This window comes from Megasphaera hominis (genome assembly GCF_014269395.1).
GTDB classification, from domain to species: domain Bacteria; phylum Bacillota; class Negativicutes; order Veillonellales; family Megasphaeraceae; genus Megasphaera; species Megasphaera hominis.
Map to the genome: position 1 here is coordinate 1 of NZ_JACOGK010000035.1, position 24,294 is coordinate 24,294.

The following is a 24,294-nucleotide window of genomic DNA, read 5'->3' on the forward strand; positions in this document are numbered from 1 at the left end:
GAAAGTCTTACCTCAGGCAGTGTCCAACTTATTAAAAAGTACTGTTCAACTTTGCGTCAAATTATATTTCTGATTCTAATTTTTTAGATTTTAGTGTCCAAGTTTTGTTGACCAGTGCAGATGGCCTTTTTTATAGCGTCTGATTCCCCTATAATATCGGCAAATCGATGGCGTGATACCATGCCGCGTTTATGCAGATTACTGCGTATTTTTTGTTCTGTAATCTGAATGGATTCAATATCCCTAAAGGTAGCTACGACGCCTTCAATTTGATCGCCAATAAGAATAGGAATACGGTTCGTGTTGATAATGGCATTTTCTACCTTCATTAATTCGTCAATTTCCATTTCGCCGCTTTTTAAGGTACTTTTCAGCCGTGTCGTAGGCAACACATCTTCTATATCTTTTCCCTCATAGGGTTTATTTTTCAAAGGCAGAATCCGTTCTGCCTGCTTATTGACGACTTCGACCTTGCCGTTTTTATCAATGGCAATAATCCCATCATGGGTATAATTGAAAATAGCTTCATAGCGTCGCAATTGTACTTGTAACACTTTCCGCTTCGTTTCTTCCAACAGCAGGGACGACAGGGCTTGCTGGGCTGAATCTAGCGCCGTTTCAATATCTTCCTGTGCGTTTTCCAGGGTAATATAATCCAAACGGTAGCGTCTGGCATATTCCCGGGTTACCGTACCGCCTACGCCCAATACATTGCCATCCTGGATAGCCTTTTTTACAGCTTCTTCGGCACTTTGTTCATCATGAAAGCGGTAATACGTAGCCTTAACATGCATTAAATAACAAAGAGTTCTTACACTGCCCTGAATCTCTTCGACAGAAAAGAAAGCAATCGAACCTTTTATATTTCGTATTGTTTCAAAGGCCTCAATATAGCAGCCACTGGAAAATTTGACAGTAATAACCGGTATATCAAAATTTTTTCGTAAAAGAGCGCCTGTACCGCCACGGCTGATCAACACTTTGGTTCCCGATTGAATGGCTCTGGTCGCAATTTCTTTCGCTTTTTCTACAGCTCCTACCTTCACACAGACGTCTAAGTTCCGTTTCGTAATAATTTCTTCAGCCCGTGTAGCCAGTAATTCAGACGGAGCAATAAATAATATCTTCACGTTTTCCACCATCCGCGTAGTAAAATCCGTATCCTTAGCCTAATGCCAGCCAGGGATACAAAAACTCCTCATATGTATAATAAAGGTTTGATACTCTCTATTATACATGGAGGAGTTTTTATTTTAAATAAAACTATGCGATTTTAATGAACCTTCTATCAAAAGATTCCATAGGCACCGATCAGCGCCAGCAATACATCGAATACCACGCAGAATACAGACCAAGCGAAGAGTTCAACAAACAATTTATTGGAGCTGATCTTTTTCGCGTATTCTGCATCGCCCTGGTACGCACTCATGATGATGGCACCACCTGTAGAAGCCGGGCTTAAGCCTGCACACGCGGCACAAATGCCAATAGCCGTGACCATCTGTTCAACCGGAGCACCTGGAACGGTTTCAGCCAAGCCGGCAACAATCGGCATCATCGTCGGGAATACGACGCCAATGGCAGAACTGAACCAAGACAAGACACCAGCAGAGCCACCGGCAATGGCAGCAGCCGTAGCAGGCGACATAACAGAAGCCAGAACAGAAGCGATAAGGGCAATGCCGCCAGAGCTGATGATGAACTTAACCAAGACGCCGACACCACAAACCATGACCAGTGTATCCCAAGGAATTCTCTGCAGAACCACCTTGGAATCGCCAATATTGAGAAGCAAGAGGAAAACAGCTACAATGAAGGAAGCCAGACCTACGTTCATATTAAGGAAGATAACACCCATCAGCATGACCAAGATACTCAGCAAGGCAATGATCTGCGGACCAGTAAACTTTTCAATCTTTTCGTCTTCCTGTGATACAGCGGCCGGTTTTACCTTATAGCCCTTATAGTACACAAAGACAATGATTGACAAGAGAGCTACAGCGATGAACGAGCCGCCTACCATGGTTACAGCCAAGTCCGTATAGCCTGCAGGCCCCATAATAGAAGAAATCAAGACACCTTCTGGCGTAATTGCTGTAAAACGACCGGTAAAGGTACCCAGCTCACCGATAATCAGCAGCATAATTGGATGATATCCCGTCTGATGTGCCAAGGGAATACCGAGTGCAGCAACAAAGGCCAAGGCCGGTACACAGCCCGGGCCAATCCCGGCAATTACAGCACCGATGAGAAATAGGAGAATTGGGATAAACCAAACTTGCTTCTTAAACTTACTGGTAATCTTTTTGAGTAATAGCTCCAAACACCCATTATATGCAACGACCCCGAAAAACAGGGTGATACCCATTAAGGTAATAAACAGGGACGAGTTAAAACCGGTAATAACATCTTTGGCCTTGAATGTTCCTGTACCGTAGGCAATGATGGATGCAGCGGCGATAGCCAGCAAGCCGATGTTTATCTTGCGCACAAAGCCGATAATAATGATAAGGAGTAATACAAGTAATAACGCTATTTTGATATCCATAGTATTCCCCTCCTACCGGAAACATTTTGATGTCTGGTCAATATGGATATGGTGACCACTGTAGACACCCGTCGGAATTATCTGGACTTCTTTTTTTGCTAAATTCAAAACCTGTTCAAAATCTACACCTGTTTCGTAGCCCATTTCATTCAACATTTATACCATGTCTTCCGTCGCCAAGTTGCCCGATGCGCCCGGTGCAAAGGGGCACCCGCCTAAACCACCCAAGGTAGACTGAACCTTTGTGATCCCTGCTTCAATCGCTGCCAAGGTACAAGCTACGCCCATATTGCGTGTATCATGAATATGTACCTGCAAATCCAATTGCGGATAGGCAGCTTTTACGGCCGTAACGACTTCCTTCACCTGTCCCGGATTAGCAATACCTATTGTATCACAAAGGCAAACGTTCTTTACACCTAATTTGACGTACGCATCCAGGAATTCGACGATGTGTTCTACCGTGAATTTTCCTTCAAAGGGGCAGCCAAAGGTCGTTGCCAAATCCAATACAATATCCATATCGGGATAAGTCGTCATGATTTCCTTCAACGCTTCATAGGATTGTTCATGCGTGCGATTGATATTGGCCTTATTATGGCTGGCACTGAGAGAAACCACATAAGCAACCCGCTTGATTCCCACTTCTGCAGCCGTTTGGGCACCTCTCAGATTAGGAATCAAGGCCATCAAATCGACATCAGGATATTTTTCTAAGCAAACGCGGGCAATTTCTTTTGCGTCCTTAAGCTGAGGAATCGCTTTAGGCGAAACAAAGGACGTAATTTCAATGTGTTTGATACCAGCCTTGACTAAGCCATCAATAACGGCCAGTTTATCTTCGGCAGGAATATACTCTTTTATATTTTGAAAGCCATCACGCGGGCCGACTTCATAAATATCGATTTTTTCCATACAAGCAGCCTCCTTCAGAGATTACAAAACCTTCTTTTCTTTCAGCTCTTTCAGCTGTTCTTCTGTCAGGCCCAACATCTTTCCATAAATATCTGCATTATGCTGTCCCAGTGTCGGTGCCGGCATACGAACGTTCTGTTCCCAATCTCTGAATTTGATCTGGTCGCCTGTCAATGTCGTATGACCAGCTACGGGGTGTTCTACGTCAACAAACATCTTACGGGCATCGGCAATATGCGGATCCTTGACGATTTTGTCGATAGTCATAATCGGACACGAAGGAACACCGGCTTTTGTCAGGCGGTCAGCGACTTCGTCGACAGTCTGGTCTTTTGTCCAGTTTTCTACGATTACTTTCAGTGCTTCATGATGAGCAACGCGATCCTTTACGGTCTTATACGCAGGATCATCGGCCAATTCAGGCTGGCCCATTTCTGCGCTCATCAATTTCCACAGTTTATCATTGCCACAGCCGATGATGACGCTGCCATCTTTAGCAATGAAGGAATCATACGGATAGGTCGATTCATAACGGTTACCAATACGTTCCGGAATACGGCCACTAGCCAAATAGATCTGTGTAATGATTTCCAGGGAAGAAACGACAGAATCGACCAAAGCGACATCAACCATTTCCCCTTGACCGGTTTTAGCCTGACGTACTAAGGCGCCTAAAACACCAACCGTAAGGCTTAAGCCACCGAGAACGTCGCCCATAGCTGTACCACAACGGGTAGGCTGTCCACCGGGCCAGCCGGTTACACTCATGAGACCGCCCATGGCCTGACCGATGATATCATAACCGGGGCGCTGGCTGTACGGGCCATACTGGCCAAAGCCGGAGCAAGCACCATAAATGATGGACGGGTTGATTTCCTTCAATACATCATAATCGAGACCCAGTTTTTTCATCGTGCCAGGACGATAGTTTTCAATGACTACGTTGGCTTTCTTTACCATTTCCTTGAAGATTTCCTTACCTTCCGGTTCCTTCAGATTCAATGTAACGCCATATTTATTACGATTCAGGTTCATGAAATAGCAGCTCTGTTCATTTAAGAACGGACCGAAGGCACGGCTGTCATCGCCTTTGCCAGGACGTTCAATTTTAATAACCGTAGCGCCCATGTCGGCTAAGAACATACCACAGTAGGGACCTGCTAATACACGCGTTAAATCCAATACAACTACACCATCAAGAATTCCTTTACCCATACGTATTCACCTTTCTTTTAGAAAATAACGACTACAAATAAATGCATACTGACCTCTTCGTGCATACGCTCAGCCTAAGGTCTTGGCTGACTTGGCTGTATTGTATCGTACTTTCTTCTTACGGTAAAATTGTATTGTATTTAATCATTGTCCGTTTTTGATTCTTTTTGTATTTTATTGATTTTAACAAAACACTTAATTGGGTATTTCTCTCATAAAAAAGATAAAGAACTTATCCCATTTTTTGTAACCAACCCTCCATTGTTGCTGTTTTATGTATGAATCTGTTCACTTTTTCCGATACAAAAAAGTACATTTTCTCTCTGTAAAAAATTTATTTTACAGAGGCCTGGTCATTCCGAATTTTTCTGCTCCTATATGACAGATACTCATAGATACAGCAGCCTCCTAGCCGGCTATCAGTCCGAGGCTGTCGCCGTTGGGGCGTAGTGCGTCTTTGCCAGGCTGGTTTCTTCTTTTATTTTTTTCAAGGAGGCCTGCTATGTAGTCTACGCTGTCGTGGCCGCCGTAGGAGGCGATCCACGTGGCGCCTACTACGTAGAAGGAGTCTTCTTCTTGCTCGAGTTCCATGAGGTCCCTGGCTGTTTCGGGCGTAATGGAGCCGAAGGCTTTTATGTAGGCTTGTACGGCTTCGCTTTTTTCTGGGTCTGGTGATGCTGTTTTGGTGTCAGCTTCTGGTTCTGCTTCATTTTGGCCATAGTCCGGGTGCGTCGCTTGGCTGTAGAGGTCCGATTCGCCTTCGTCCCACGTGTAGTCAGGGTATACGCTTCCTGTGTAGTCATCCGGATCGCCTTCGTCCCAGGTATAGTTGGGGTATTCGCTTGCTGTGTCGTCGTCCGGGACGCCTTCGTGCCAGGCATAGTCCGGGCAGATGCTGTCTGTGTCAGCGTCTGGTGTGGTTTCGTTTTGGCTATGGTCCATGGGTACGGGTTCTCTGTCCGATTCCGGTTCAGACGGGCTGTGTGAGGCGTCATAGGCGTGTTCTAAGGCTGTTATGGGGATGACGGTTACGTCGTGGTCGCCGGGTTTGGGGCAGACCGGTACTGTCTGTTCAGGTGCTGCCTTTTGAGCGGTGCTTTTCTTTTTCTTGGCTGGTTTTGTCGTGTCTTTTTCCGCATCAATGCCTTGGAGTTCGTTCCAGCGGTTGATTTTGATGACGCCTTGGTCGTCCCGCTGGATCAGTTCGTACGCTTCCAGCAGGTCCAGGGCTTTGCCGATAAAGCGGGCGTTGCGGTGGTAGCCTATGGCGAGCTGCCGGGCCGTCATGGCTTTGCCTTTGACGGCATAGACGTAGCCCTGATCGCGCAAGACGCAGGCCAGCTTGATGAGGTGCAGGAAGAAATAGAAATAGGCTTCACCGTTGCGTTCAGCGGCTAAGCAGAGAATGCGCGGATCGTTCAACAACTCGATATGAAATTTGAACCAGTGGATTTTTTTGGACATGAGAACGTACCTCCTAAACAGTCTGAAAATTTACCCCTCTATAATATAGGGCAATTCTGAACTCAAAATTGTAACGCCTAAACGGCGTTTTTTCGCATTGTTTATAAAATGTTTAAACTTTTTCCTTTTTGCAGGCCTAAATTTCCCCTTGCTATATAGGGGGGATTCTGAAAGCGATTTTGGAAACAAAAACGGCAATATTTTATAAATAATTTATACTTATGTCCGTTCTCCTGTTTTCCTCCCTCTGTTTTATTCTTTTGTTATTTTTTCCTATCTCTTCTCCCTCTCCTTCTTTTTCTCTTTCTTTTTCTCTTTCTTTTTCTCTTTCTTATTCTTTTTCTTCTCTCCCTCTTATTCTTATTCTCTTCTTATTCCTATTCTGTCTCTATTTTTTATATGATTTTTTCTTTGAAACGATACAAAAAACCGCTCCTTCAGGCAGGAACGGGGCGGCTGGAAAGCCGATAAAATCAGGGGTTTGCTGCCTTTTGGCTACTGTCACAGCCAGGCGGTACCAGTGACGCAGAAGTGACGCAGAAGTGACGCAAGAGTGACGCAAGAGTGCAACGTTTTGTGCCTGGGATTGGTCAAAGTTTTGCAATTGTTGCGACAAGTTATGTGACAAGTTATGCAACAAAACAGATACATACTTATAGTAATTTATTGAGCTAGTATTGCCATAATTATTTGTCAAATCGTGACAAATAATTGCACACATACAACGACTAATTCTGTACATAAAAACTTTTACACGTCGATCTTACAGAACAATACTAGTACCGTTAACTACACTTCCAATTACGAGTAGGATTAACAAATGATTTCCATAAGCCGGAATTTTCACATATGCTGCTGAAGTGGCTCACTTTTTAACTACCGCGTGGTTCAAATTTTAATCAGCGGATAAGACAGGCTACCTCCGCTCAATCCCTAGGCGCAATGAAGATCTGATACTTCTCGTTTATTCGGTCAAAAAAAGACCTCCTGAAAGGTATCTTTCAAGAGGTCTTAGGCGAAAATAATATTACTACATGTTGAATCCATTAAGATTCTTTCAATCAGCTTTCTCTATGGTCAATCTGGGCAGCATATACATTAACACGGTGATTGATAAATTCGCTCCATTGAGGTGCATCCCATCTATCTCGTTCTTTTTCACAGCATTCTATTAAATCAACAAGCCGATCCGGATATACATCATTACCTTGAAACATGGCTATAAAATATTTACGGAATTGTTCCAGCGTCAACGGAAGGATATTTAATCTTTGTTTTACTGGACCTTTAGCATACCATATTCCATGCCTGAAGGTTTCAGTGGTATTTGTATCCACGCGTATGGCGATAAATAACCCATAAACAGGCTTATCATAAGCTAAAACCGCATCAGACACATGTCTTCTAACTGGTTCTCCTTCCATAGCTTCTTGACGTGATGAGCTTGACATTGTAACCTCTGTAAGAATAGTAAAATCAGGAAACTCACAGTAAAGATCACCCTTGCCGCCACCTGCAGCAGAGACTGGAAAAAAGTCAGAATCCAGTCTGAACCCTCTAACTTCATATGGCTTGTTAACCATATGATTAATAGCCAGAGCCGCTCTCCAAAGCGTCCATTCAAGATAGGCTGGCATTTCGTCCTTAGGAACTTCAATGACATAATCTTCATCATATTCCTTTTTACCACCTCCATGGATGAGTAACTCCATGTAAGCTGCGATTTCACGCCATTTATCCTTTTGCTCTGAGGCATAATTAATTTCATCAGTTTGAAATAACAGTTCTTCTAAGCGTCTGCGTGCAATATTAATTTCTATGGCCGTATTGAGTGGAAGATCTGAAATATCGTATACGATATGGCGGTCCTTAAGGATTTTTTTCAGTTCGTTTAGTACATTCAGTGCTACTTCTGCATCATCGGTAGGTAATGGGGCTCCCGTTGTAAGTGTTATTAGTTCATCAGCAATAGAAATATCTGACGCTGTACTTTTCGCCATCTTTTCAGCAATTAACCGCTTCGATGGAACAATAACAATACCCCGCCCTTTTCGTTGAATAATTCCTGATATCCGTAGATATCTCATATTCATATCGCAATAATCCTTAAAGTTATCCGATTTTTTAGAATAATGAGCACCTCGTTCACGGATTACAGAGCGATCAAACTTCTTTTTGGCAACAGATGCTTTTCTTTTTTTACGTAAATCCAGTATATGGTCAACAACTTCATCCAAATCATACGTCGGATTTGTCGTTTGTCCCCATAGAGCAAATTCTATTCTCGATAACTCTGAGGAGCCAGTACGTTCCTCTAATCTTAGCATTAATGCCAAAATCCATCTAAACGGAGAAAACAAAGCAGTTCCATCCGGTAATGCATATTGTTCAACGCTAAGCGATCTTAAAAAACATTCCTGCATAGCCGGCACCGTATCGGCTTTTAAAAATATTTTACCGAAAGGTGTTATTTCATCCACTGGTCCTAATAAATCTTGAAGATATTTATCTTTACCTTTATATTGATCATAAATAAATCCATACCTGGCAAACATGAGACGCCATTTTCTGGCATGGCTTCCGGAGCTATCCTTACCAGCCTCATTATGAATGATACCATTTGAATTCAAATAGCCCATAAAGCCTAATTCGTTCTCATGTCCATGGAGCTTTCCAACATAAGGAGAACTGGCATACACTTTAAACCCATCTTGAATACGGGCAGGATTACGTAACCCCGTGTTCCCTATAAGCCAGATATTTATATTTTCTGATTTATCAATCATAATACACTCCTAGTAACTAATAAACAGAAATTCTTGCACGTTATTTCTATGTGTCTTTGCTGACTTCTGATTTCCAAATCCGTAAGTATAGTCAACAGGTATTACTTCTACATTCTTCTTATACTGCCTTAATAACCCGATCATTTCTTCTTGTGTCGGAAGACAGTTGGAAGAATAAGATACGATTAAGATACTATCCTTATATTTATCAAATAGCTGATCAAACGCACTGTAAGCACTATCTTTCTTTGAAAAAGGAGTTGGGTAAGATTTAAATTTCTTTGTTTTGGTATGCTCCTGGATTTCCACATTTTTCCAATCTCTTGCTAGCCCTTCAACAAAGTGATATCTTCGCACATATTCATTATCTGATAATGGTGAATAGTAGGGTGGGTCCATGTATACAAGATCAGGATGTATATTGAAATTACTCATAGCATCCTGACAACAGGTTTTATTGTTTTTTCCATTATCAAATACTGCATCGTTTACAGCTACAACTGCCTCCAAAAATTGCTGTTTTAATGAAATTTTTAAATCTCTTCTGCCATCATCATATCGGCTACCTGTATAGGTAAATATACCTCTAGGCCTTTTCTTAGTACATGCACGAATCAGAGCAGACATAGCTATCACACGCTTATATTCATCATCTATTTTCTTTATATTTTGTCTAATAGCATCAATCAAGCGATTGTCTTCATCTGAGAAATATAGCTCTTTAAAAGTTTTTTCAACAAAGTGATCTTCGATTCCCTGATCATTAAGTAGTTCTATGGCTTCAGATTCAGATAAGGTTATATGGTTATTCTCCACCATAGCTTTCGAAAAAGTTGAAGACATCGTCATATAGTCATTACTGATAACCTGTTTTCCGTGACATTTGAACATATAGCTGACTACGCCCGAACCAGAAAATAAATCTAATACCGTATTAAATTGGAATTTTGATGCAGCATCCCAAATATTATCTAAAAGTTTCTGTTTCGAACCCATGAAGCGGGTTGCCGGATAGCGTTGAATTTGTTCTAATACCGCATCAGAAGTCTTAATTAAATTTTTCTCAGGATACGCCTTAACAATCACATCTTCCCCTTTTCTTGCGCTACCTTTTGATGATATGGACCGTTTCGTTTTGATCACATCAATATTGAAGTCTCCATACAATTCATGTACCAACTCATGATTGGAATTGGTAAGCAAAACATAACAGCCCCTATCTCTTAGTCTTACAACTTCTTCCGCAAGGTTTCTCTGATCTTTTTCATAGAATTGTTCCTTTGTATATCTTTTGAAATCACCGTATTCTGATACAGGGACATATGGAGGATCAAGAAAAACAAAATCTCCTTTTTCTGCATATTGCTCTAAAACATCAATATAGTCGCCACAGATAATCGTCGCTTTTTGAAGAATTTCTGAAGCTTCTCGTAAATGGTCGGCATTACAAATTGTCGGGTTCTTGTAACGCCCATATGGTGTATTAAATTCTCCTTTCTTATTCACGCGATATAGTCCATTAAAGCATGTCTTATTTAAAAATAAAGTTCTTGCTGCGGCCTCTACTGGACTTAAGGTATTCCAGTCAATTTTACGAGTTTCATAGAAAAGCTCTTTTGTATTTTTGTAAAGGGACAGTTTTTCTATGACTTCATCCACATGGTTAGCTACTTCAGTGTAAACATTTATTAATTCTGGGTTACTGTCTGAAATAATGGCATGTTCTGGGTTAATGGCAAAAAAAAGTGCTCCTCCACCAAAAAAAGGCTCTATATATTTTTTGTAAGATGCTGGCATTCTCGGTATTATCTCCTTAAGCAATTGAGATTTACCGCCTGCCCATTTCATAATTGGTTTCATAACAGTAAGTTTGCCATCCTTCAATATAATTACTCCTCTTAGCGTTTAAATTCATTGAACAATCTATAGCAAGACGAAGATTTTAGTGTCGTATTTTATATTTAATTATTCTTTTATATAAAAAAACTCCACCCCGTGTGGAGCACAGGAACGGAGCTCAACAAATTTTCCATAAATTCAGCTACATAATATTATATTTTATCAGATTTAGCAGATAATCTCCATAGCATATGTCAGTTATTCTATCTTTAAGCCTGTTTCAGTGAATTCTCCCCGTAGCTCAGCCCAGCCTGTAAACCTGCCCTACAGCTGATACATCCCGCGTCTCATGGTGATGCCAGACATACGCCCATCCTACTACATTTTTCACATCACTAATCAGACATACATTTGTCTATCACTCGTTCCAAAAGCACAAAAAATCCCCCTGCCAATGCATGCTGCGGCGGACTGTTTTTCGTAATGTTTCCGCATGGCTTGGGGGATATGCTATAATAATAGCAATTATGGCACTTTATTTAGGAAGGAGGTGTTCTACATGGCCCGTCAACGCCATCGTACACCCTTAGATTACGAGGCCGAGGATAAACAGGATATACGCCGGCAGGAGTTTATTTTCCTGAGTACGTTTTTTCTGATGGTTCTGCTCATGGTTTCTTTATATTTCCAGCTTAGCCTGCTGGCGATCGGCGCCGTAGTGGTGGCGCTCCTGGCTTCTACGGTTGGTTTCTGCATTCATTATCGTACCTTTTTTTCCATGCGCGACCGGGGACAGCGGACGGAGAGCGTTCTCATTTCCCTTTATGGCAGTTTGATCCTGACGCTGATTTGTGCGTATTATTACACGCAGGACCAGCCTTTGTCTCTCGATTATGCGCTGATTTTTCTCTTTGGTTTCTTTTTCTTCACCTTCATGGTCTACCGCAGTATTGCCCGTTATTTTGTCGTCGGCAATAAACGGCAGCGTATCAAAAACTAAAAAAACGGCAACGAGGCCTTTCCTTCGTTGCCGTTTTTTCTTTAGTTCATGATACTGGCGAGATAGTGGCTGATTTCGATCAGGTTTTGGTCCGGGTCGCGGATGTAGACGGAAAGGATGGGGCCTAGGGCGCCGGTACGCTGGACGGGCCCTGTTTCGATGGGTACGTGCAGCGCTTTTAGCCGTTTTTCTACGTTTTCTATGGTGTCGTCAGTGACGAAGCACAGGTCAGCCGAGCCGGGCGTAGGCTTTTCTGCCTTCGGTTCCCATTCGTGGCCTTTTTCGTGGAGATTGATTTTTTGCCCGCCAAAAACCAGAGCATGGCGCGTGCCGTGGAAAACGACGTCTTTCATGCCCAGGACTTTGGTGTAAAAGGCGACGGTCTTTTCTACATCGGCGACGGTCAGGACGAGATGGTCCAGCCGTTTCAGCGTAATAGGCGCAGGTTCTGTGTGCTGCATAGGAACACCTCCTTACAAAAAAAGCACGATCCGCCTGGGCGAATCGTGCTCGTGTACTGCAATTAGTTGTTTTCTTTAGCGAGGATGTCCGTCGTGATAGCGTCGGAGCAGCATACAGCTACTACGTCAGCAATATCTTCGGAGGAGCAACCACGGGAAAGGTCAAGGATCGGTTTTGCAAGGCCCTGAACCAAAGGTCCAAGAGCAGTGGCATTCGCAAAGCGCTGTACCATCTTATAACCGATGTTAGCTGCATCGAGGTTCGGGAAAATGAGGATGTTGGCATGGCCGGCAACTTTGGAGCCCGGTGCTTTGTGTTCGCCAACTTCCGGAACGAGGGCAGCGTCAGCCTGGAGTTCGCCGTCGAAGTCGAAGTCTACGTTGCGTTCTTTCAGGATTTCTACAGCCTGGCGGACCGTGTCAACCGTTTCGCCGGAGCCGGAGCCTTTTGTGGAGTAGGAAAGGAGAGCAACTTTCGGGTTGAGCATCTGAACGGTTCTGCGGGCACGTTCTACGCAGATGCAAGCGATATCGGCGAGCTGGTCAGCTGTCGGATAAGGGATAACGCCGCAGTCACCGAGTACGAGGATACCATTGTCGCCGTACTGCGGAGTATTGGTAAGAAGAATGAAAGCACTGGATACAGTCTTGTTGCCTTTACGGGGTCCAATAACCTGTAAGCCGGCGCGGATAACGTCAGCGGAAGTCGTAGCGGCACCGGAAACAACACCGTCAGCTTCGCCCATGGCAACGAGGCCGGCTGCGAAGAAGGTGTAGTTGGTCATCATGATTTCGCGGGCTTTTTCTACGGTCATACCTTTCTTTTCGCGGCGTTTTGCGAAGTACTGGCACAATTCGTCCATGCGATAGTATGTAGCAGGATTCAAAACTTCAACACCTGTCAGATCGATCTGGAATTTGGCAGCATCCTGTTTGATTTTGCTCAAATCACCAACGAGGATAATGCGGGCGTAGCCTTCTGCCAAAACGCGTTCAGCAGCTTTCAGGACACGACGGCTATTGGTTTCCGGAAGTACGATTTTCTTCTGTGCTTTGGAAACACGAGCTTTCAAATCTTCTGTAAATCTCATGTGTAACAACTCCTTATGGATACTAGATGGTCTTAAAACGTTCCACGTCTATTATAGTACAAAATATGATGCAAATCAAAAGGGTTTTACACATATTTTGCATGACAAAAAGAAAAGTACAACGTATTAGTTCACCAGGCCTGCAGGACAGTTTTTCCGCAGTGTTGCGCCCTCTTTCAGGGGGATGCAAAAAAAGTCTGCCTACCGGTTAGGGTACGCAGACTTGTAAAGAGTTTTGGTGGGCGATAACGGGCTTGAACCGCTGACATCCTGCTTGTAAGGCAGGCGCTCTCCCAGCTGAGCTAATCGCCCAAAAAAAATGGTGACCCCTGCGGGATTTGAACCCACGTTCACGCCGTGAAAGGGCGGTGTCTTAACCACTTGACCAAGGGGCCATGCAAAAGGATGAATATGGTGATCCACCCGAGATTCGAACTCGGGACACCCTGATTAAAAGTCAGGTGCTCTGCCAACTGAGCTAGTGGATCAAAAAATTTGGCAGGGGTAGCTGGATTCGAACCAACGATGACGGAGTCAGAGTCCGTTGCCTTACCGCTTGGCGATACCCCTGTATGGCTCCTCAAGTAGGACTCGAACCTACGACAAATCGGTTAACAGCCGATTGCTCTACCGACTGAGCTATTGAGGAATAAATGGAGCGGAAAACGAGGCTCGAACTCGCGACCCCCACCTTGGCAAGGTGGTGCTCTACCACTGAGCTACTTCCGCATGACGACGAAAATTATTTTAGCACATCTTCATCAGCTTGTCAACAAGTTTTTTGAAAACTTGAAGTTTTTCTTTCGCTTGATGGTCTTGCGCTGTGTCCGTCGGAACACTTGATTATAATACCAAACCCTATCAGATATGTCAATAGATTTTTTACAAAAAATATAAGTTTTGTAAATTCCCATAGTAACTTCCAGCCGTGCTGCCAGTTGGAAGCTACTACGAGAACCGTACAAGTCCTTGAAAAGGCCCTTAGAAGGCCGGGCATTCGCCGATAAAGCCGCGTACGACGTTGGGGATGGTGAGGTCCTTTGTGCCGGCGCCGTAGGCTGTGATTTCATGGATAAAGGAAGCCGGACGGGGGCCTGTGTAGGCAGCCAGGGTCTTGACGAGGGCTGCGCCTGTAGGCGTAACCAGTTCGCCCCGGATATCCGTAGAATAATAGGGCAGGCCGGCGAGCAGTTCTGCCGTAGCTGGTGCCGGTACGGGCATGATGCCGTGGGCGCAGCGGACGAAGCCGCTGCCCGTATGGAGGGCCGACGCGCCGATCTGTTCAATGCCCAAGTAGTCGAGACACCAAATAGTACCGACGATGTCGAGGATGCAGTCGATAGCGCCTACTTCATGGAAGTGGATCTGCTCTACCGGGACGCCATGGACCTTGGCTTCGGCAGCAGCCAGGGCGCCAAAGACGGCGAGGCTCTTTTTCTTTACATCGTCCGAGAAGGGCGACGCTTCGATGATTTTCGTAATATCTGCCAGGCCGCGGTGCTGATGGTGGTGATGATGGCCTGTGGAATCGACCAGGCCCGCTGCGCCATGGACATGGGGAGCTGCCTGTGCGTCGGCGTGAACATGGTCATGATTGTGATGATGTTCGTGTTCATGAGCGTGTTCATGGTCGTGTTCATGGTCATGAGCGTGTTCATGGTCGTGTTCATGGTCATGAGCGTGTTCATGGTCATGGTCATGTTCGTGGTCGTGGTCATGTTCGTGGTCATGTTCGTGGTCATGTTCGTGCGTATGTTCATGATCGTGCGTATGTTCATGGTCATGAGCGTGCTGATGGTCGTGGTCCTGTTCCGCATCAAGGCGGACATTATAATAGATAGACTGGATGCCCAGCTTATTGACCGATTCACAGACCAGGGAGTAGCCGTCTAAGCCCAGCTGGCCCATGGCTTCTTTAAATTTTTCAAAAGGCACGCCGGCCTGAATGAGCATACCGACAAACATGTTGCCGCTAATGCCGGAAAAGCAATCGAGATACAAGGTTTTCATGATTTACACTCCATTTCCTATAATTTATCGTGCATGAGCTGTACAGCCGCATCGAGGAGGGACAGGCCCAGGACGGAGCCCATACCCTGATCGTCCTTGCCGGCGCCGGTCAGCAAGGGATGCATTTGCAAATAGGTCATTTGCATTTGGTGTACCGGTTCGTTGTAGGCTGCCGACGGGAAGACAAAGTCCGTCACCTTTTCCTGCAGGGCGTGGGCCAATAAGACGGCGGCGCCGGTGACACCGTTGTCAAAGACGACGAGCATGCGCCGCTGGGCAGCGGATAAGATAAAGCCCGTCATGGCGGCAATGTCCGGCGAGCCGGCTTTTTGCAGCAGCTCCATAGGCTGCGCCGCATCGAGGCCGTGTGTGCGCAGCATGGCGCTGAGCATCTTCACCTGGTTCCGTTCCTGCAGCGTCCCCTGGAGGCCTGCCAGCTTTTGACGGTAAAAGGCAGCCGTCACGATGAAGCCCGTCAGGAGGGCCCGTTCGCCGAGGTTGCCCAGGCCAATGGCCGTGTAGCCTTCATCGGCCAGATTTTGGGCAATCTGGATACCGCTATAAAAGGCGTCGAGCATTTCGTCTTCCGTCATGGCCGGGCCGTTGCCATAATAATGGCTGCCGTGCATGACCTTCAGGTCCTGTACGCCCATACTTTCAGGAATATCCTCTTCCAGGCCCAGGTCGAGGAGGAGTACGCCGGCGTTGACGCGGTGGGCTACCTTGTTGATGGCCCCTTTACCGCCGGCAATTTCCAGTGCGTCGGCCTTGCTGTTCTTCCCTTTTGATTCATTCTTGCCGCCGTCTACGGCGTGGTCTGCCGCAAACAGGACGACGGCCTTTTTTAGCGGCTCCGGCTGCAGTGTGCCCGTAATACCGGCAATGCGCTCGGCTACGTGGCTCACGGTCGCATCAGCTGTACCGCTGGCAGCCAGACGCTGGCGGCACTGTTCCTGCACCAGCACGTCCGCCCCTTCGACGAGGGAAATAAACTGCTGCAATTCTTCGTCCATATATCCGTCTCCTCTCGGTTGTATGTCTTATGTCGTATGCTTTATATTATATCATATACTGGAGCCTGCTCTATCCCCCTATCCCCCATAGACCCGTAAAAAAGCAGATAAAAAAAGCCGCCCACGACGGAGCAGCTTTTTTTATTTTTCTATATACGTTCTTATTTGAGGGATTCGCCAAATTCGTTGGCATCCAAGATGGCTTTTTTGAAGATTTCTGCCGTCATCGGTTCCGGTACGCACGTCCATTCACGGGCATCGGGGCCTTTGGCAACGATCTTATCGACTTCGTCGACGCTGATGTCGAGGTCGGAGAGCTTCGTCGGATAGCCGCATTTCTTGTAGAAGGCAGCCAGCTTGTCGCGCTGTTCGAACTGTTTGTCGTAAGTCAGGAGGACCAGGACGCCGAAGGAAACGATTTCGCCATGGAGGTGTTTTTCTACAGACTGCGGCAGTACGGTCGAGGAGTTGTAGAAGAGGTGGGCTACGGACGAGTTGTAATAGTATTCCGTTTCGTCAGTTGCGCAGTTGGAAACGAGGCCTGTGCTGACGATGATGTCCAGGACGACCTGCTGCAATTCGAAGGTAACCTGTTTCTTTTTGAAGTCTTCCAGGGCTTTTACGCCATAGGCAATGAGGGGCTTCGTGCAGACCGTAGCCAGGGCGCGGGCGACTTCGACGGTGTGGAACATTTCGCCCTTGCGGCTCGAGAGTTCGCATTCGCATTCCTTGCTCATAGCATCGCCAATGCCGGCCCAGAAGAGTTCGTACGGCGAATCGGCAATGATGGTCATGTTGATGAAGGTATGAACGGGCGGCTGATCGAGGTAGTAGTAGCCGGCAAAGGATTTGTCAGCCTTGTACATAACGGAAATAGCCGTAACCGGTGCGCAGTTGGAGGAAACCGTCGGGAAGGCGAAGATGGCCTTGTTGGCTTTATCAGCTACGACCTTACAGGTATCGATTGCGCGGCCGCCGCCGACAGCAAAGATGAGGTCGGCCTGCTGGACCGCAGGGTTGGCCAGGAGCATATCTACGTTTTCAAAGGTAGCGTCGCCGCCATACCACAGGGTGCCGACTACTTCGAGCGGAGTATCTTTAATAGCTGCCAGGATGGCATCCTGCGCTTTGGAGAGAGCTGTCTTGCCGCCGATGATGACGACCTTTTTACCGAAAGGACGTGTGATTTTGCCAATAGCGTCATAGGCATTGGCGCCTACGGTATAGGCCGGTAATACGAGTGTGTAATCAGATTTGGACATACATATAACCCCCTTTAAGGATAATCAATAGTTCCCAAGTATGGAATTATTATACCATACTTGCACGGCTTATGACATAGAGAAATTTTTCGTAGTACTTATGTTCATGAATGAAATTTACAGCTAATGTGACCATAATTCTTTGCTTATGTAAAAGTTGCGAAAAGTGCAACTATTCTGTCCGTTTCTACTTAAACGTTTCATCTCATTTTGTTCTCTTTCGCCCTTTCCAGCCTGTAAACTGTCACTGTACTTTTACTATATTTTTTTGGCATGTATAATATTCTCTATAATCATTATATATACACCTATTGTAGTTCTCACATAGCATATGCGTCGCATGTAGTACCTATGCGGTACGGATTTACGTTTTCTGTATATTCTGCAATGGGCACATTACTTTTAATGGACAATCACTCTCCATTTGTCCATCTGTAAGAGAATGACGCTTGCTATTTTTATAATAAAGAATTACAATATAAGCATGATGCAGGGTATTCTCTTTCGTAATCCTTATTTTTCATTTTAGTCCACAGTTTTATGCTGTGTATAGAAAGAGTAATGCTACTATTTTAAAAAAGGAGGTTTTTTGTATGAACGGTTTGTTTGTTGTTATTATTTCCGCGTTAGTATTCGTACTGGCATACCGTTTCTACGGCGCTTTTATCGGTGCCAAGGTATTAACGGTCAACCAGTACAACGTCACTCCGGCCTTCCGTTTTGAAGATGGTCATGACTATGTACCGACTAATAAATACGTCGTATTCGGTCATCATTTTGCTGCCATCGCCGGTGCCGGTCCGCTCGTAGGCCCTGTTATTGCCGCTCAGTTCGGTTATTTACCAGGTGCTCTCTGGATTCTTCTCGGTGGTGTTTTAGCCGGTGCAGTTCATGACTGTGTTATCCTCTTCTGCTCCATGCGTTACGATGGCAAGTCCATCGCTGAAATCGCTAAAGCTCAGATTGGTGACAAGGTCGGCCTGGCTACATCTTTCGCCGTACTGTTCCTGAACATCTTAGCTATGGCTGGGATGGCTGTTGTTATCGTCAACGCCCTGCATGACAGCCCTTGGGGTACCTTTACCATCGGCATGACGATTCCTATCGCTATCTTCATTGGTATTTACATGCAGTATCTCCGTCCTGGCAGAATCCAGGAAGGCACGATCATCGGTGTTGTCCTCACGTTGCTCGCCGTTGTTGCCGGCCCGTGGGTACAGCATTCGGCTACACTCGCGCCGCTGTTCACCATTAGCGCGTTTGGTATTTCCGTTGCTCTTATCATTTATGGTTTCGTCGCTGCAGCTCTTCCTGTATGGCTGCTCCTGGCACCGCGTGATTACCTCTCCACGTACATGAAGATCGGTACAATCGGCGCCTTGGCTATTGGCGTTATCATCGTTGGACCGACCATTCAGATGCCGGCTTTGACGCAGTTCTGTGCTGGCGGTGGCCCGGTTATTACCGGTCCGGTTCTGCCGTACATCTTTATCACCATCGCTTGTGGCGCCGTTTCCGGTTTCCACGCTATGATTTCTACAGGCACAACGCCGAAGATGCTGATGAATGAACGTTCTATCGTTCCTGTCGGCTATGGCGCTATGCTGACGGAATCCTTCGTAGCTATGATGGCTCTCATCGCTGCTACGTCCCTTGTTCCGGCCGACTACTTTGCTATCAACTCCACGGCTGAACATTTCAATGCCTTGAATATGCAGGTTGTCGATCTGCCGCAGTTGAGCCAGATGGTTGGTGAAAACGTTGCTCACCGTCCGGGCGGCGCTGTTTCCCTGGCAGTAGGCATGGCCTTCATCTTCTCTAACATTCCTGGTCTGGAAAGCTTGATGAACTACTGGTATCACTTCTGCATCATGTTCGAAGCCTTGTTCATCATGACGATTATCGATGCCGGCACACGTGTTGGCCGTTACATGCTGCAGGAACTCATCGGCCGCGTATGGACGAAGTTCGGCGATCCCCATTGGACTCCGGGCGCTATCATCGCTTCCGCTCTGATCTCCGGTGCATGGGGTTACATCGTCTTGCAAGGTAACTTGTCGACGATTTGGCCAATTTTCGGTGTATCGAACCAGTTACTGGCTATCATCACCGTAGCCATCAGCTCCGTTGTTATTTGCAGCATGGGTAAAGCCCGCTATGTCTGGGTAACCGGTATTCCTTGGGCCTTCCTGACGGTTGTAATCTTCTGGGCTGACTTCCTCAACATGTTCAACATTTACTGGCCGAAGGGTGAAATTCTCCTCTTCTCCGTATCTGCCATCATGTTGATCCTGGTTGTTATCGTAAGTATCGGGTCCTTCCTCAAGTGCCTGGAATTGTCTAAGACCGTTCCGGCCAGCTACACGACGACAGCCAGTGTAGAAGAAGAAGGCTTGAAGAAGCTGCAGGAATTAGTTGCTACGGATGAAAGAGCAAAACGCTTTGCTGAAATGACGTGCAAAGAATTCAAAAAAGCTTAACTAATCATCACTACCCATGCGGTACGTGAGCCAAAGCTCCCGGTCATCAGGCCGGGAGCTTTTTTTGACAGGCCGCACAGAGACGGCTATAATGCAACTATGCCAACTACAACAAAGGAGATCTTACCTATGGATATCTTACAGCCCTGTGACGACTGTCCCCGCCATTGCCACGTCGTCCGTCCGGACGTGCCCACAGGCCGTCCTCTGTCAGGTTATTGTCATAGTCCGCTGCAGCCCATGCTGGCCCGGGCGGCCCTCCATTTCTGGGAAGAGCCGTGCATTAGCGGTGAAAAAGGGTCGGGTACGGTGTTCTTTTCGCACTGCAACCTGTGCTGTGTCTTTTGCCAAAACTCGGAAATCAGCCGCGACGGCGCCGGGACGGTCGTGACGGTGGAACGGCTGCGCCAGATTTACGGCGACCTCATCGCCCAGGGTGCCCACAATATCAACCTCGTCACGCCGACGCCGTACGTGCGGGCCATCCGCGACAGCCTGGCTGAACCCCTCTCCGTACCGGTCGTCTACAACTGCGGCGGTTACGAAACGGTAGAAACGATTGAATCCCTACGGGGTAAGGTACAGATTTTCCTGCCGGACCTGAAATATCTCGACAGTGCCATTGCCAAGCGCTACAGCGGTGCCGCAGACTATCCCAATGTAGCCACGCAGGCGATTCTGGCCATGTACGAACAGACCGGACCTTACGTCCTTGATGACGACGGTATGCTCCAGAGCGGCGTCGTCATCCGCCACCTCATCCTGCCGGGCCACGTAGAGAATACGAAGCGCGTCATCGACTGGGTAGCCGGCCACTTCCAAGAGGGCCAGGTCCTCTTCAGCCTCATGCGCCAGTACGTCCCGCACGGCCAGGCGTGCCGCTTCCCGGAAATCAACCGGCCCTTGTCGGACGAAGAATACGACGAAGCAGAACAGTACCTCTTTGAAAGCGGTATTGAAGACGGCTTTGTCCAGGAAAAGGACAGTGCCAGTGAAAGCTTCATCCCTGCCTTTGACGGCACGGGTGTGACAAAATAAGAGCCAACAAAAAAGACCTGCCATACAGCGGCAGGTCTTTTGTCGTTTAGTCGTCTAATTCGAAGATTTTCCCCGGATTGAGGATGTTATTGGGGTCGAAGGCTTTCTTGACGGCCTTCATCAGTTCCAGTTCGACCGGGTCTGTGTAGGTCACCATGAGATCCTTCCGCTTTTCGCCAATGCCGTGTTCGCCGGAAATACGGCCGCCCAGGCCGTATACGGCTTCGTAGGCTGCCTTTTCAAAGGCGTCTACCTTAGCCGGCCAGTCGGCATCGGCAATGCCCTTTTTCAGGATATCCAGGTGGAGATTGCCATCGCCGGCGTGAGCGACAGAGCGGACCGGTACGTGCTGGTCGGCACTGATCTTTTCCAGGGCCTTTAAGAGGCTCGCCAGTTCATCGGCAGGAACGACGAAGTCTTCCATGACCATGATGGGGCATTCCGTCGTAGACGCATCGGAGAAGTTCTTGCGGACCTTCCAAATGCGTTCCGCATCAGCTACAAAGACGTCCACAGCGCCGTGGGCGCGGCAGAGCTCGTCCAAATCGACGCAGAGGTCATCTAAGGCGTCTTCGTCGTTGCTGTCGACCTGGATGATCATGTAGTTACGTTCTCCCGTGCCGGTGTTTTGCTTTTCACCGATAAAGTCTTCTGTGACGCGGACAGAATCGTCGTCCATGAATTCGAGGCACGTCGGTTCAATGCCGGCCTTGGGCAGGGCGTTGACGATGGACATGGCTTCGTCGACGGTCGGGAACACAGCCAGGACGTTGACGGAACACTTCGGCAAGGGTACGAGCTTTAAGACGAGCTTTGTAATGATGCCCAAGGTACCTTCAGAGCCGATGACGATCTTTTCCAGGGGATAGCCTGTCGAAACCTTTTTCAGGCGGCTGCCTAAGGTCGTTATCTTGCCTGTAGGCGTTACGACTTCGACGCTGTAGATCTGGTCCCGCGTGGTGCCGTATTTGACAGCCCGGTTGCCACCGGCGTTGGTGCCGGCGTTGCCGCCGATAAAGCAGGAATCACCGCTGCAGGGATCGCCGGCATAGAGAAGGCCCACTTCGCCTGCGGCCTTTTGCACGTCTTCTGTGCGTACGCCCGGTTCGACAATCATATACATTTTTTCCGCATTGACTTCGAGGATGCGGTTCATTTTTTCCGTACTAAGGATGATGCCGCCATAGTGGTTGGCTACGGCACCGAATTCGAGGCCCGTACCGGCACCGCGGGGAATGACGGGGATGAGCTCTTCATTGGCCAGCTGCAGGATTGCCGCGACTTCGGCAGTCGTCGCCGGATAGACGACGGCGTCGGGCAGGTGGAAGAATTCCCGTTCTACGCCTTCATCCCGTTCGTAGGCAACGAGGCGGTCCGGATCGGCAGAGACGCCTTTGGCGCCGACGATGGCCTTTAACTTTTCCAGGATTTCCGGAGTGATTTTATGATATGTGTACATGACTGTAACTCCCTTCGCATGATTTACAAGGCGGCGCCAGTTGGTCCAACCGGCGCCGCATACATACTCTATATAATAGACTAATTATTTTTCTTTGACAAGCATGGCCAGGGCCGATGAGAGGATCATCATGGAGGCCAGGACAATAAAGCCCATGTTGTAGTTATTGCCCGTCGACACGAGGCCGAAGAGGTACGGGCCGAAGAAGCCGCCCAGGTTGCCAATGGCGTTGATGATGGCGATGGCTGCGGCGCCGGTGAGGCCGTCGAAAATACGCGACGGCAAGGTCCAGAAGGGGCCTACAGGACATTCGCAGCACGCCGTGGAGAGGGAAAGACAGGCCAGGGCCAGTACGGGCAGGTTGTGGAAATACGTGCCGGCCAGGAGACCCAGGGCACCGATGAAAATCGGCACGGCAATGAATTTTTTCTTCTTTGGCGAGCGGTCGGCGTAGCCGGCGACGATGCCCATGACGATGATAGCCGTAATCCAGGGAATGGCGCTGAGGATACTCGTGACCATATCGTTCGTGCCGGCCATGGATTTGACGATCTGCGGCAGCCAGAAGAGGATGCCGTAAAAGCCGATGTTGAGAGTCGTATAAATAGCGGCGAAGTGCCATACCTGCGGTTTCTTACAGACATCCCACAGGGAGGCGCTGCCCATTTCCTTCGTTGCCCGTTCGCTCGAGAGCTTTTCAATGAGCCAGTCCTTTTCTTCGGCTGTGAGCCAATGGACATCGCGCGGCGAATCGAGGAGAACCTTGTAGGCCACGACGGAACAGAGGACGGCCGGAATGCCTTCGCAGAGAAAGACCCACTGCCAGCCTGTCAGGCCGGCCAGGCCATCCATGCCGAGGATGAGGCCGCTGACGACGTTGCCGATACACATGGAAATAGCCAGGGACATGTGGAAATAGCTGAAGGCCCGGGCTTTGGCCATGATGGGGAACCAGTGATCCAGGTAGTAAATGATGCCGGGATAAAAGCCTGCTTCGGCGGCGCCTAAGAGAAAGCGTATGATATACAGCTCCGTGGCATTATGGACGAACATGGTGCTCGTCGAAATGAGGCCCCACACGAAGAGAATGGTGGCAATCCACTTGCGCGCGCCCAAACGGGCGAGGATCATGTTGCTCGGCAGGCCAAAGAGAAAATAGCCGACGAAGAACAGACCGGCGCCAAAGCCGTAGGCGGCGGCACTGATGCCCAGGTCCTGATTCATGGTCAGCGAGGCGATACCGATGTTCGCCCGGTCGACAAAGGAAAGGAAATACAGGAACATAATGAGTGGCATGAGGCGGCCAAATAGTTTTTTGAATACGCTTTCTTGAATATTCATGGATAATTCCTTCTTTTTTAACGAATTTTTATAAAGGTTATGCCCTATTATAGCACTGATCTTTTTAGAATGATAGTTTTTTATTCAATTTTTTCGAATTTATTTTACACTTTTTCTCTTTCCTGCCCACTTCGTTTGCCTATAGGATAAAAAAAAGGGAGTGTGACAAAATGCGAAAGCATTTTGTCCACTTCCTTTTTTTCATGCTCTTTTTCCTTTTTTAGAGAATGACCTTTGAAAAATGGGCGCAAAGCCCCTTTCCCCATAAAGCAGTATTTTTACAGTTTATGCGGATTTCTGCAAGCGTAGTTTTTTATTGTGATATTTATAGAGGTTATGTCCGATGGAAACCAGGAAAATCTCTAATCGAAC

17 protein-coding genes and 6 tRNA genes are annotated in these 24,294 nt (G+C 47.3%); 3 read left to right on the forward strand and 20 right to left on the reverse strand.

What is annotated here, in order from left to right; translation table 11 throughout:
• Window positions 1-83 precede the first annotated feature (83 nt).
• The 7 genes from H8J70_RS10395 to H8J70_RS10425 form a co-directional block, all read right to left on the reverse strand.
• On the reverse strand, window positions 84-1,130 hold the full coding sequence (locus H8J70_RS10395; protein WP_186504227.1) for a sigma-54-dependent Fis family transcriptional regulator: 1,047 nt from the start codon (window positions 1,128-1,130) through the stop codon (window positions 84-86).
• A 158-nt stretch (window positions 1,131-1,288) separates the two neighbouring features.
• Entirely contained in the window at window positions 1,289-2,548 is a 1,260-nt protein-coding gene (locus tag H8J70_RS10400) for an SLC13 family permease (RefSeq protein WP_186504229.1), read from the reverse strand.
• A 156-nt stretch (window positions 2,549-2,704) separates the two neighbouring features.
• On the reverse strand, window positions 2,705-3,463 hold the full coding sequence (locus H8J70_RS10405) for a hydroxymethylglutaryl-CoA lyase (RefSeq protein WP_246415348.1): 759 nt from the start codon (window positions 3,461-3,463) through the stop codon (window positions 2,705-2,707).
• Window positions 3,464-3,484: 21 nt separating this feature from the next.
• Complete coding sequence (locus H8J70_RS10410) at window positions 3,485-4,678, reverse strand: CaiB/BaiF CoA transferase family protein (RefSeq protein ID WP_186504230.1); 1,194 nt, start codon at window positions 4,676-4,678, stop codon at window positions 3,485-3,487.
• Window positions 4,679-5,086: 408 nt separating this feature from the next.
• Entirely contained in the window at window positions 5,087-6,142 is a 1,056-nt protein-coding gene (locus H8J70_RS10415) for a phage replisome organizer N-terminal domain-containing protein (RefSeq protein ID WP_186504231.1), read from the reverse strand.
• A 1,061-nt stretch (window positions 6,143-7,203) separates the two neighbouring features.
• Complete coding sequence (locus H8J70_RS10420; protein WP_186504232.1) at window positions 7,204-8,928, reverse strand: AlwI family type II restriction endonuclease; 1,725 nt, start codon at window positions 8,926-8,928, stop codon at window positions 7,204-7,206.
• Window positions 8,929-8,937: 9 nt separating this feature from the next.
• Window positions 8,938-10,812: a Dam family site-specific DNA-(adenine-N6)-methyltransferase gene (locus H8J70_RS10425; RefSeq protein ID WP_222433682.1), complete on the reverse strand. Its 1,875-nt coding sequence runs from the start codon at window positions 10,810-10,812 to the stop codon at window positions 8,938-8,940.
• Window positions 10,813-11,326: 514 nt separating this feature from the next.
• Here H8J70_RS10425 and H8J70_RS10430 point away from each other — a divergent pair.
• Entirely contained in the window at window positions 11,327-11,767 is a 441-nt protein-coding gene (locus tag H8J70_RS10430; RefSeq protein ID WP_186504233.1) for a hypothetical protein, read from the forward strand.
• A 41-nt stretch (window positions 11,768-11,808) separates the two neighbouring features.
• Here the strand turns inward: H8J70_RS10430 and H8J70_RS10435 are convergent, their stop codons facing one another.
• From H8J70_RS10435 to H8J70_RS10485, 11 genes are all read right to left on the reverse strand, one after another.
• Window positions 11,809-12,228, reverse strand: a complete 420-nt coding sequence (locus tag H8J70_RS10435; RefSeq protein ID WP_222433683.1) for a VOC family protein — start codon at window positions 12,226-12,228, stop codon at window positions 11,809-11,811.
• Between the two features lie 62 nt (window positions 12,229-12,290).
• On the reverse strand, window positions 12,291-13,319 hold the full coding sequence (pta, locus tag H8J70_RS10440; protein WP_186504234.1) for a phosphate acetyltransferase: 1,029 nt from the start codon (window positions 13,317-13,319) through the stop codon (window positions 12,291-12,293).
• 236 nt (window positions 13,320-13,555) lie between these two features.
• A tRNA-Val gene (locus H8J70_RS10445) sits at window positions 13,556-13,631 on the reverse strand.
• 8 nt (window positions 13,632-13,639) lie between these two features.
• Window positions 13,640-13,714: transfer RNA gene (locus tag H8J70_RS10450), tRNA-Glu, on the reverse strand.
• Window positions 13,715-13,731: 17 nt separating this feature from the next.
• A tRNA-Lys gene (locus H8J70_RS10455) sits at window positions 13,732-13,807 on the reverse strand.
• An 8-nt stretch (window positions 13,808-13,815) separates the two neighbouring features.
• A tRNA-Gln gene (locus H8J70_RS10460) sits at window positions 13,816-13,889 on the reverse strand.
• Between the two features lie 3 nt (window positions 13,890-13,892).
• Window positions 13,893-13,968: transfer RNA gene (locus H8J70_RS10465), tRNA-Asn, on the reverse strand.
• Between the two features lie 5 nt (window positions 13,969-13,973).
• A tRNA-Gly gene (locus H8J70_RS10470) sits at window positions 13,974-14,048 on the reverse strand.
• A 252-nt stretch (window positions 14,049-14,300) separates the two neighbouring features.
• Window positions 14,301-15,329, reverse strand: coding sequence for a nickel pincer cofactor biosynthesis protein LarC (larC, locus tag H8J70_RS10475; RefSeq protein ID WP_186504235.1), 1,029 nt, complete (start codon window positions 15,327-15,329; stop codon window positions 14,301-14,303).
• A gap of 17 nt (window positions 15,330-15,346) precedes the next feature.
• The gene (locus H8J70_RS10480) at window positions 15,347-16,342 is read right to left on the reverse strand and encodes a nicotinate-nucleotide--dimethylbenzimidazole phosphoribosyltransferase (RefSeq protein ID WP_186504240.1); all 996 of its coding nucleotides are present in this window, start codon (window positions 16,340-16,342) and stop codon (window positions 15,347-15,349) included.
• A 161-nt stretch (window positions 16,343-16,503) separates the two neighbouring features.
• A complete protein-coding gene (locus H8J70_RS10485) occupies window positions 16,504-17,604 on the reverse strand; it encodes an iron-containing alcohol dehydrogenase family protein (RefSeq protein WP_186504241.1) in 1,101 nt (366 codons plus the stop codon).
• A gap of 593 nt (window positions 17,605-18,197) precedes the next feature.
• On the opposite strand from H8J70_RS10485, the gene H8J70_RS10490 reads away from it, so the two are divergent.
• Both H8J70_RS10490 and H8J70_RS10495 read left to right on the forward strand, forming a co-directional pair.
• A complete protein-coding gene (locus H8J70_RS10490) occupies window positions 18,198-20,084 on the forward strand; it encodes a carbon starvation CstA family protein (RefSeq protein WP_186504242.1) in 1,887 nt (628 codons plus the stop codon).
• 129 nt (window positions 20,085-20,213) lie between these two features.
• A complete protein-coding gene (locus H8J70_RS10495) occupies window positions 20,214-21,122 on the forward strand; it encodes a radical SAM protein (protein WP_186504243.1) in 909 nt (302 codons plus the stop codon).
• A 46-nt stretch (window positions 21,123-21,168) separates the two neighbouring features.
• On the opposite strand, the gene H8J70_RS10500 is transcribed toward H8J70_RS10495, so the two are convergent.
• Together H8J70_RS10500 and H8J70_RS10505 are read right to left on the reverse strand one after the other, a co-directional pair.
• Window positions 21,169-22,581: an FAD-binding oxidoreductase gene (locus H8J70_RS10500; RefSeq protein WP_186504244.1), complete on the reverse strand. Its 1,413-nt coding sequence runs from the start codon at window positions 22,579-22,581 to the stop codon at window positions 21,169-21,171.
• A gap of 84 nt (window positions 22,582-22,665) precedes the next feature.
• Window positions 22,666-23,922, reverse strand: coding sequence for an MFS transporter (locus H8J70_RS10505; RefSeq protein ID WP_186504245.1), 1,257 nt, complete (start codon window positions 23,920-23,922; stop codon window positions 22,666-22,668).
• Between the last annotated feature and the right edge of the window lie 372 nt (window positions 23,923-24,294).

What these genes read in the sequence shown, in the direction of transcription:
- H8J70_RS10400 (WP_186504229.1), bottom strand. Translation starts at nt 2,548, where the DNA reads ATGGATATCAAAATAGCGTTATTACTTGTATTACTCCTTATCATTATT.
- H8J70_RS10405 (WP_246415348.1), bottom strand. Translation starts at nt 3,463, where the DNA reads ATGGAAAAAATCGATATTTATGAAGTCGGCCCGCGTGATGGCTTTCAA.
- H8J70_RS10410 (WP_186504230.1), bottom strand. Translation starts at nt 4,678, where the DNA reads ATGGGTAAAGGAATTCTTGATGGTGTAGTTGTATTGGATTTAACGCGT.
- H8J70_RS10415 (WP_186504231.1), bottom strand. Translation starts at nt 6,142, where the DNA reads ATGTCCAAAAAAATCCACTGGTTCAAATTTCATATCGAGTTGTTGAAC.
- H8J70_RS10420 (WP_186504232.1), bottom strand. Translation starts at nt 8,928, where the DNA reads ATGATTGATAAATCAGAAAATATAAATATCTGGCTTATAGGGAACACG.
- H8J70_RS10430 (WP_186504233.1), top strand. Translation starts at nt 11,327, where the DNA reads ATGGCCCGTCAACGCCATCGTACACCCTTAGATTACGAGGCCGAGGAT.
- H8J70_RS10435 (WP_222433683.1), bottom strand. Translation starts at nt 12,228, where the DNA reads ATGCAGCACACAGAACCTGCGCCTATTACGCTGAAACGGCTGGACCAT.
- pta (WP_186504234.1), bottom strand. Translation starts at nt 13,319, where the DNA reads ATGAGATTTACAGAAGATTTGAAAGCTCGTGTTTCCAAAGCACAGAAG.
- larC (WP_186504235.1), bottom strand. Translation starts at nt 15,329, where the DNA reads ATGAAAACCTTGTATCTCGATTGCTTTTCCGGCATTAGCGGCAACATG.
- H8J70_RS10480 (WP_186504240.1), bottom strand. Translation starts at nt 16,342, where the DNA reads ATGGACGAAGAATTGCAGCAGTTTATTTCCCTCGTCGAAGGGGCGGAC.
- H8J70_RS10485 (WP_186504241.1), bottom strand. Translation starts at nt 17,604, where the DNA reads ATGTCCAAATCTGATTACACACTCGTATTACCGGCCTATACCGTAGGC.
- H8J70_RS10490 (WP_186504242.1), top strand. Translation starts at nt 18,198, where the DNA reads ATGAACGGTTTGTTTGTTGTTATTATTTCCGCGTTAGTATTCGTACTG.
- H8J70_RS10495 (WP_186504243.1), top strand. Translation starts at nt 20,214, where the DNA reads ATGGATATCTTACAGCCCTGTGACGACTGTCCCCGCCATTGCCACGTC.
- H8J70_RS10500 (WP_186504244.1), bottom strand. Translation starts at nt 22,581, where the DNA reads ATGTACACATATCATAAAATCACTCCGGAAATCCTGGAAAAGTTAAAG.
- H8J70_RS10505 (WP_186504245.1), bottom strand. Translation starts at nt 23,922, where the DNA reads ATGAATATTCAAGAAAGCGTATTCAAAAAACTATTTGGCCGCCTCATG.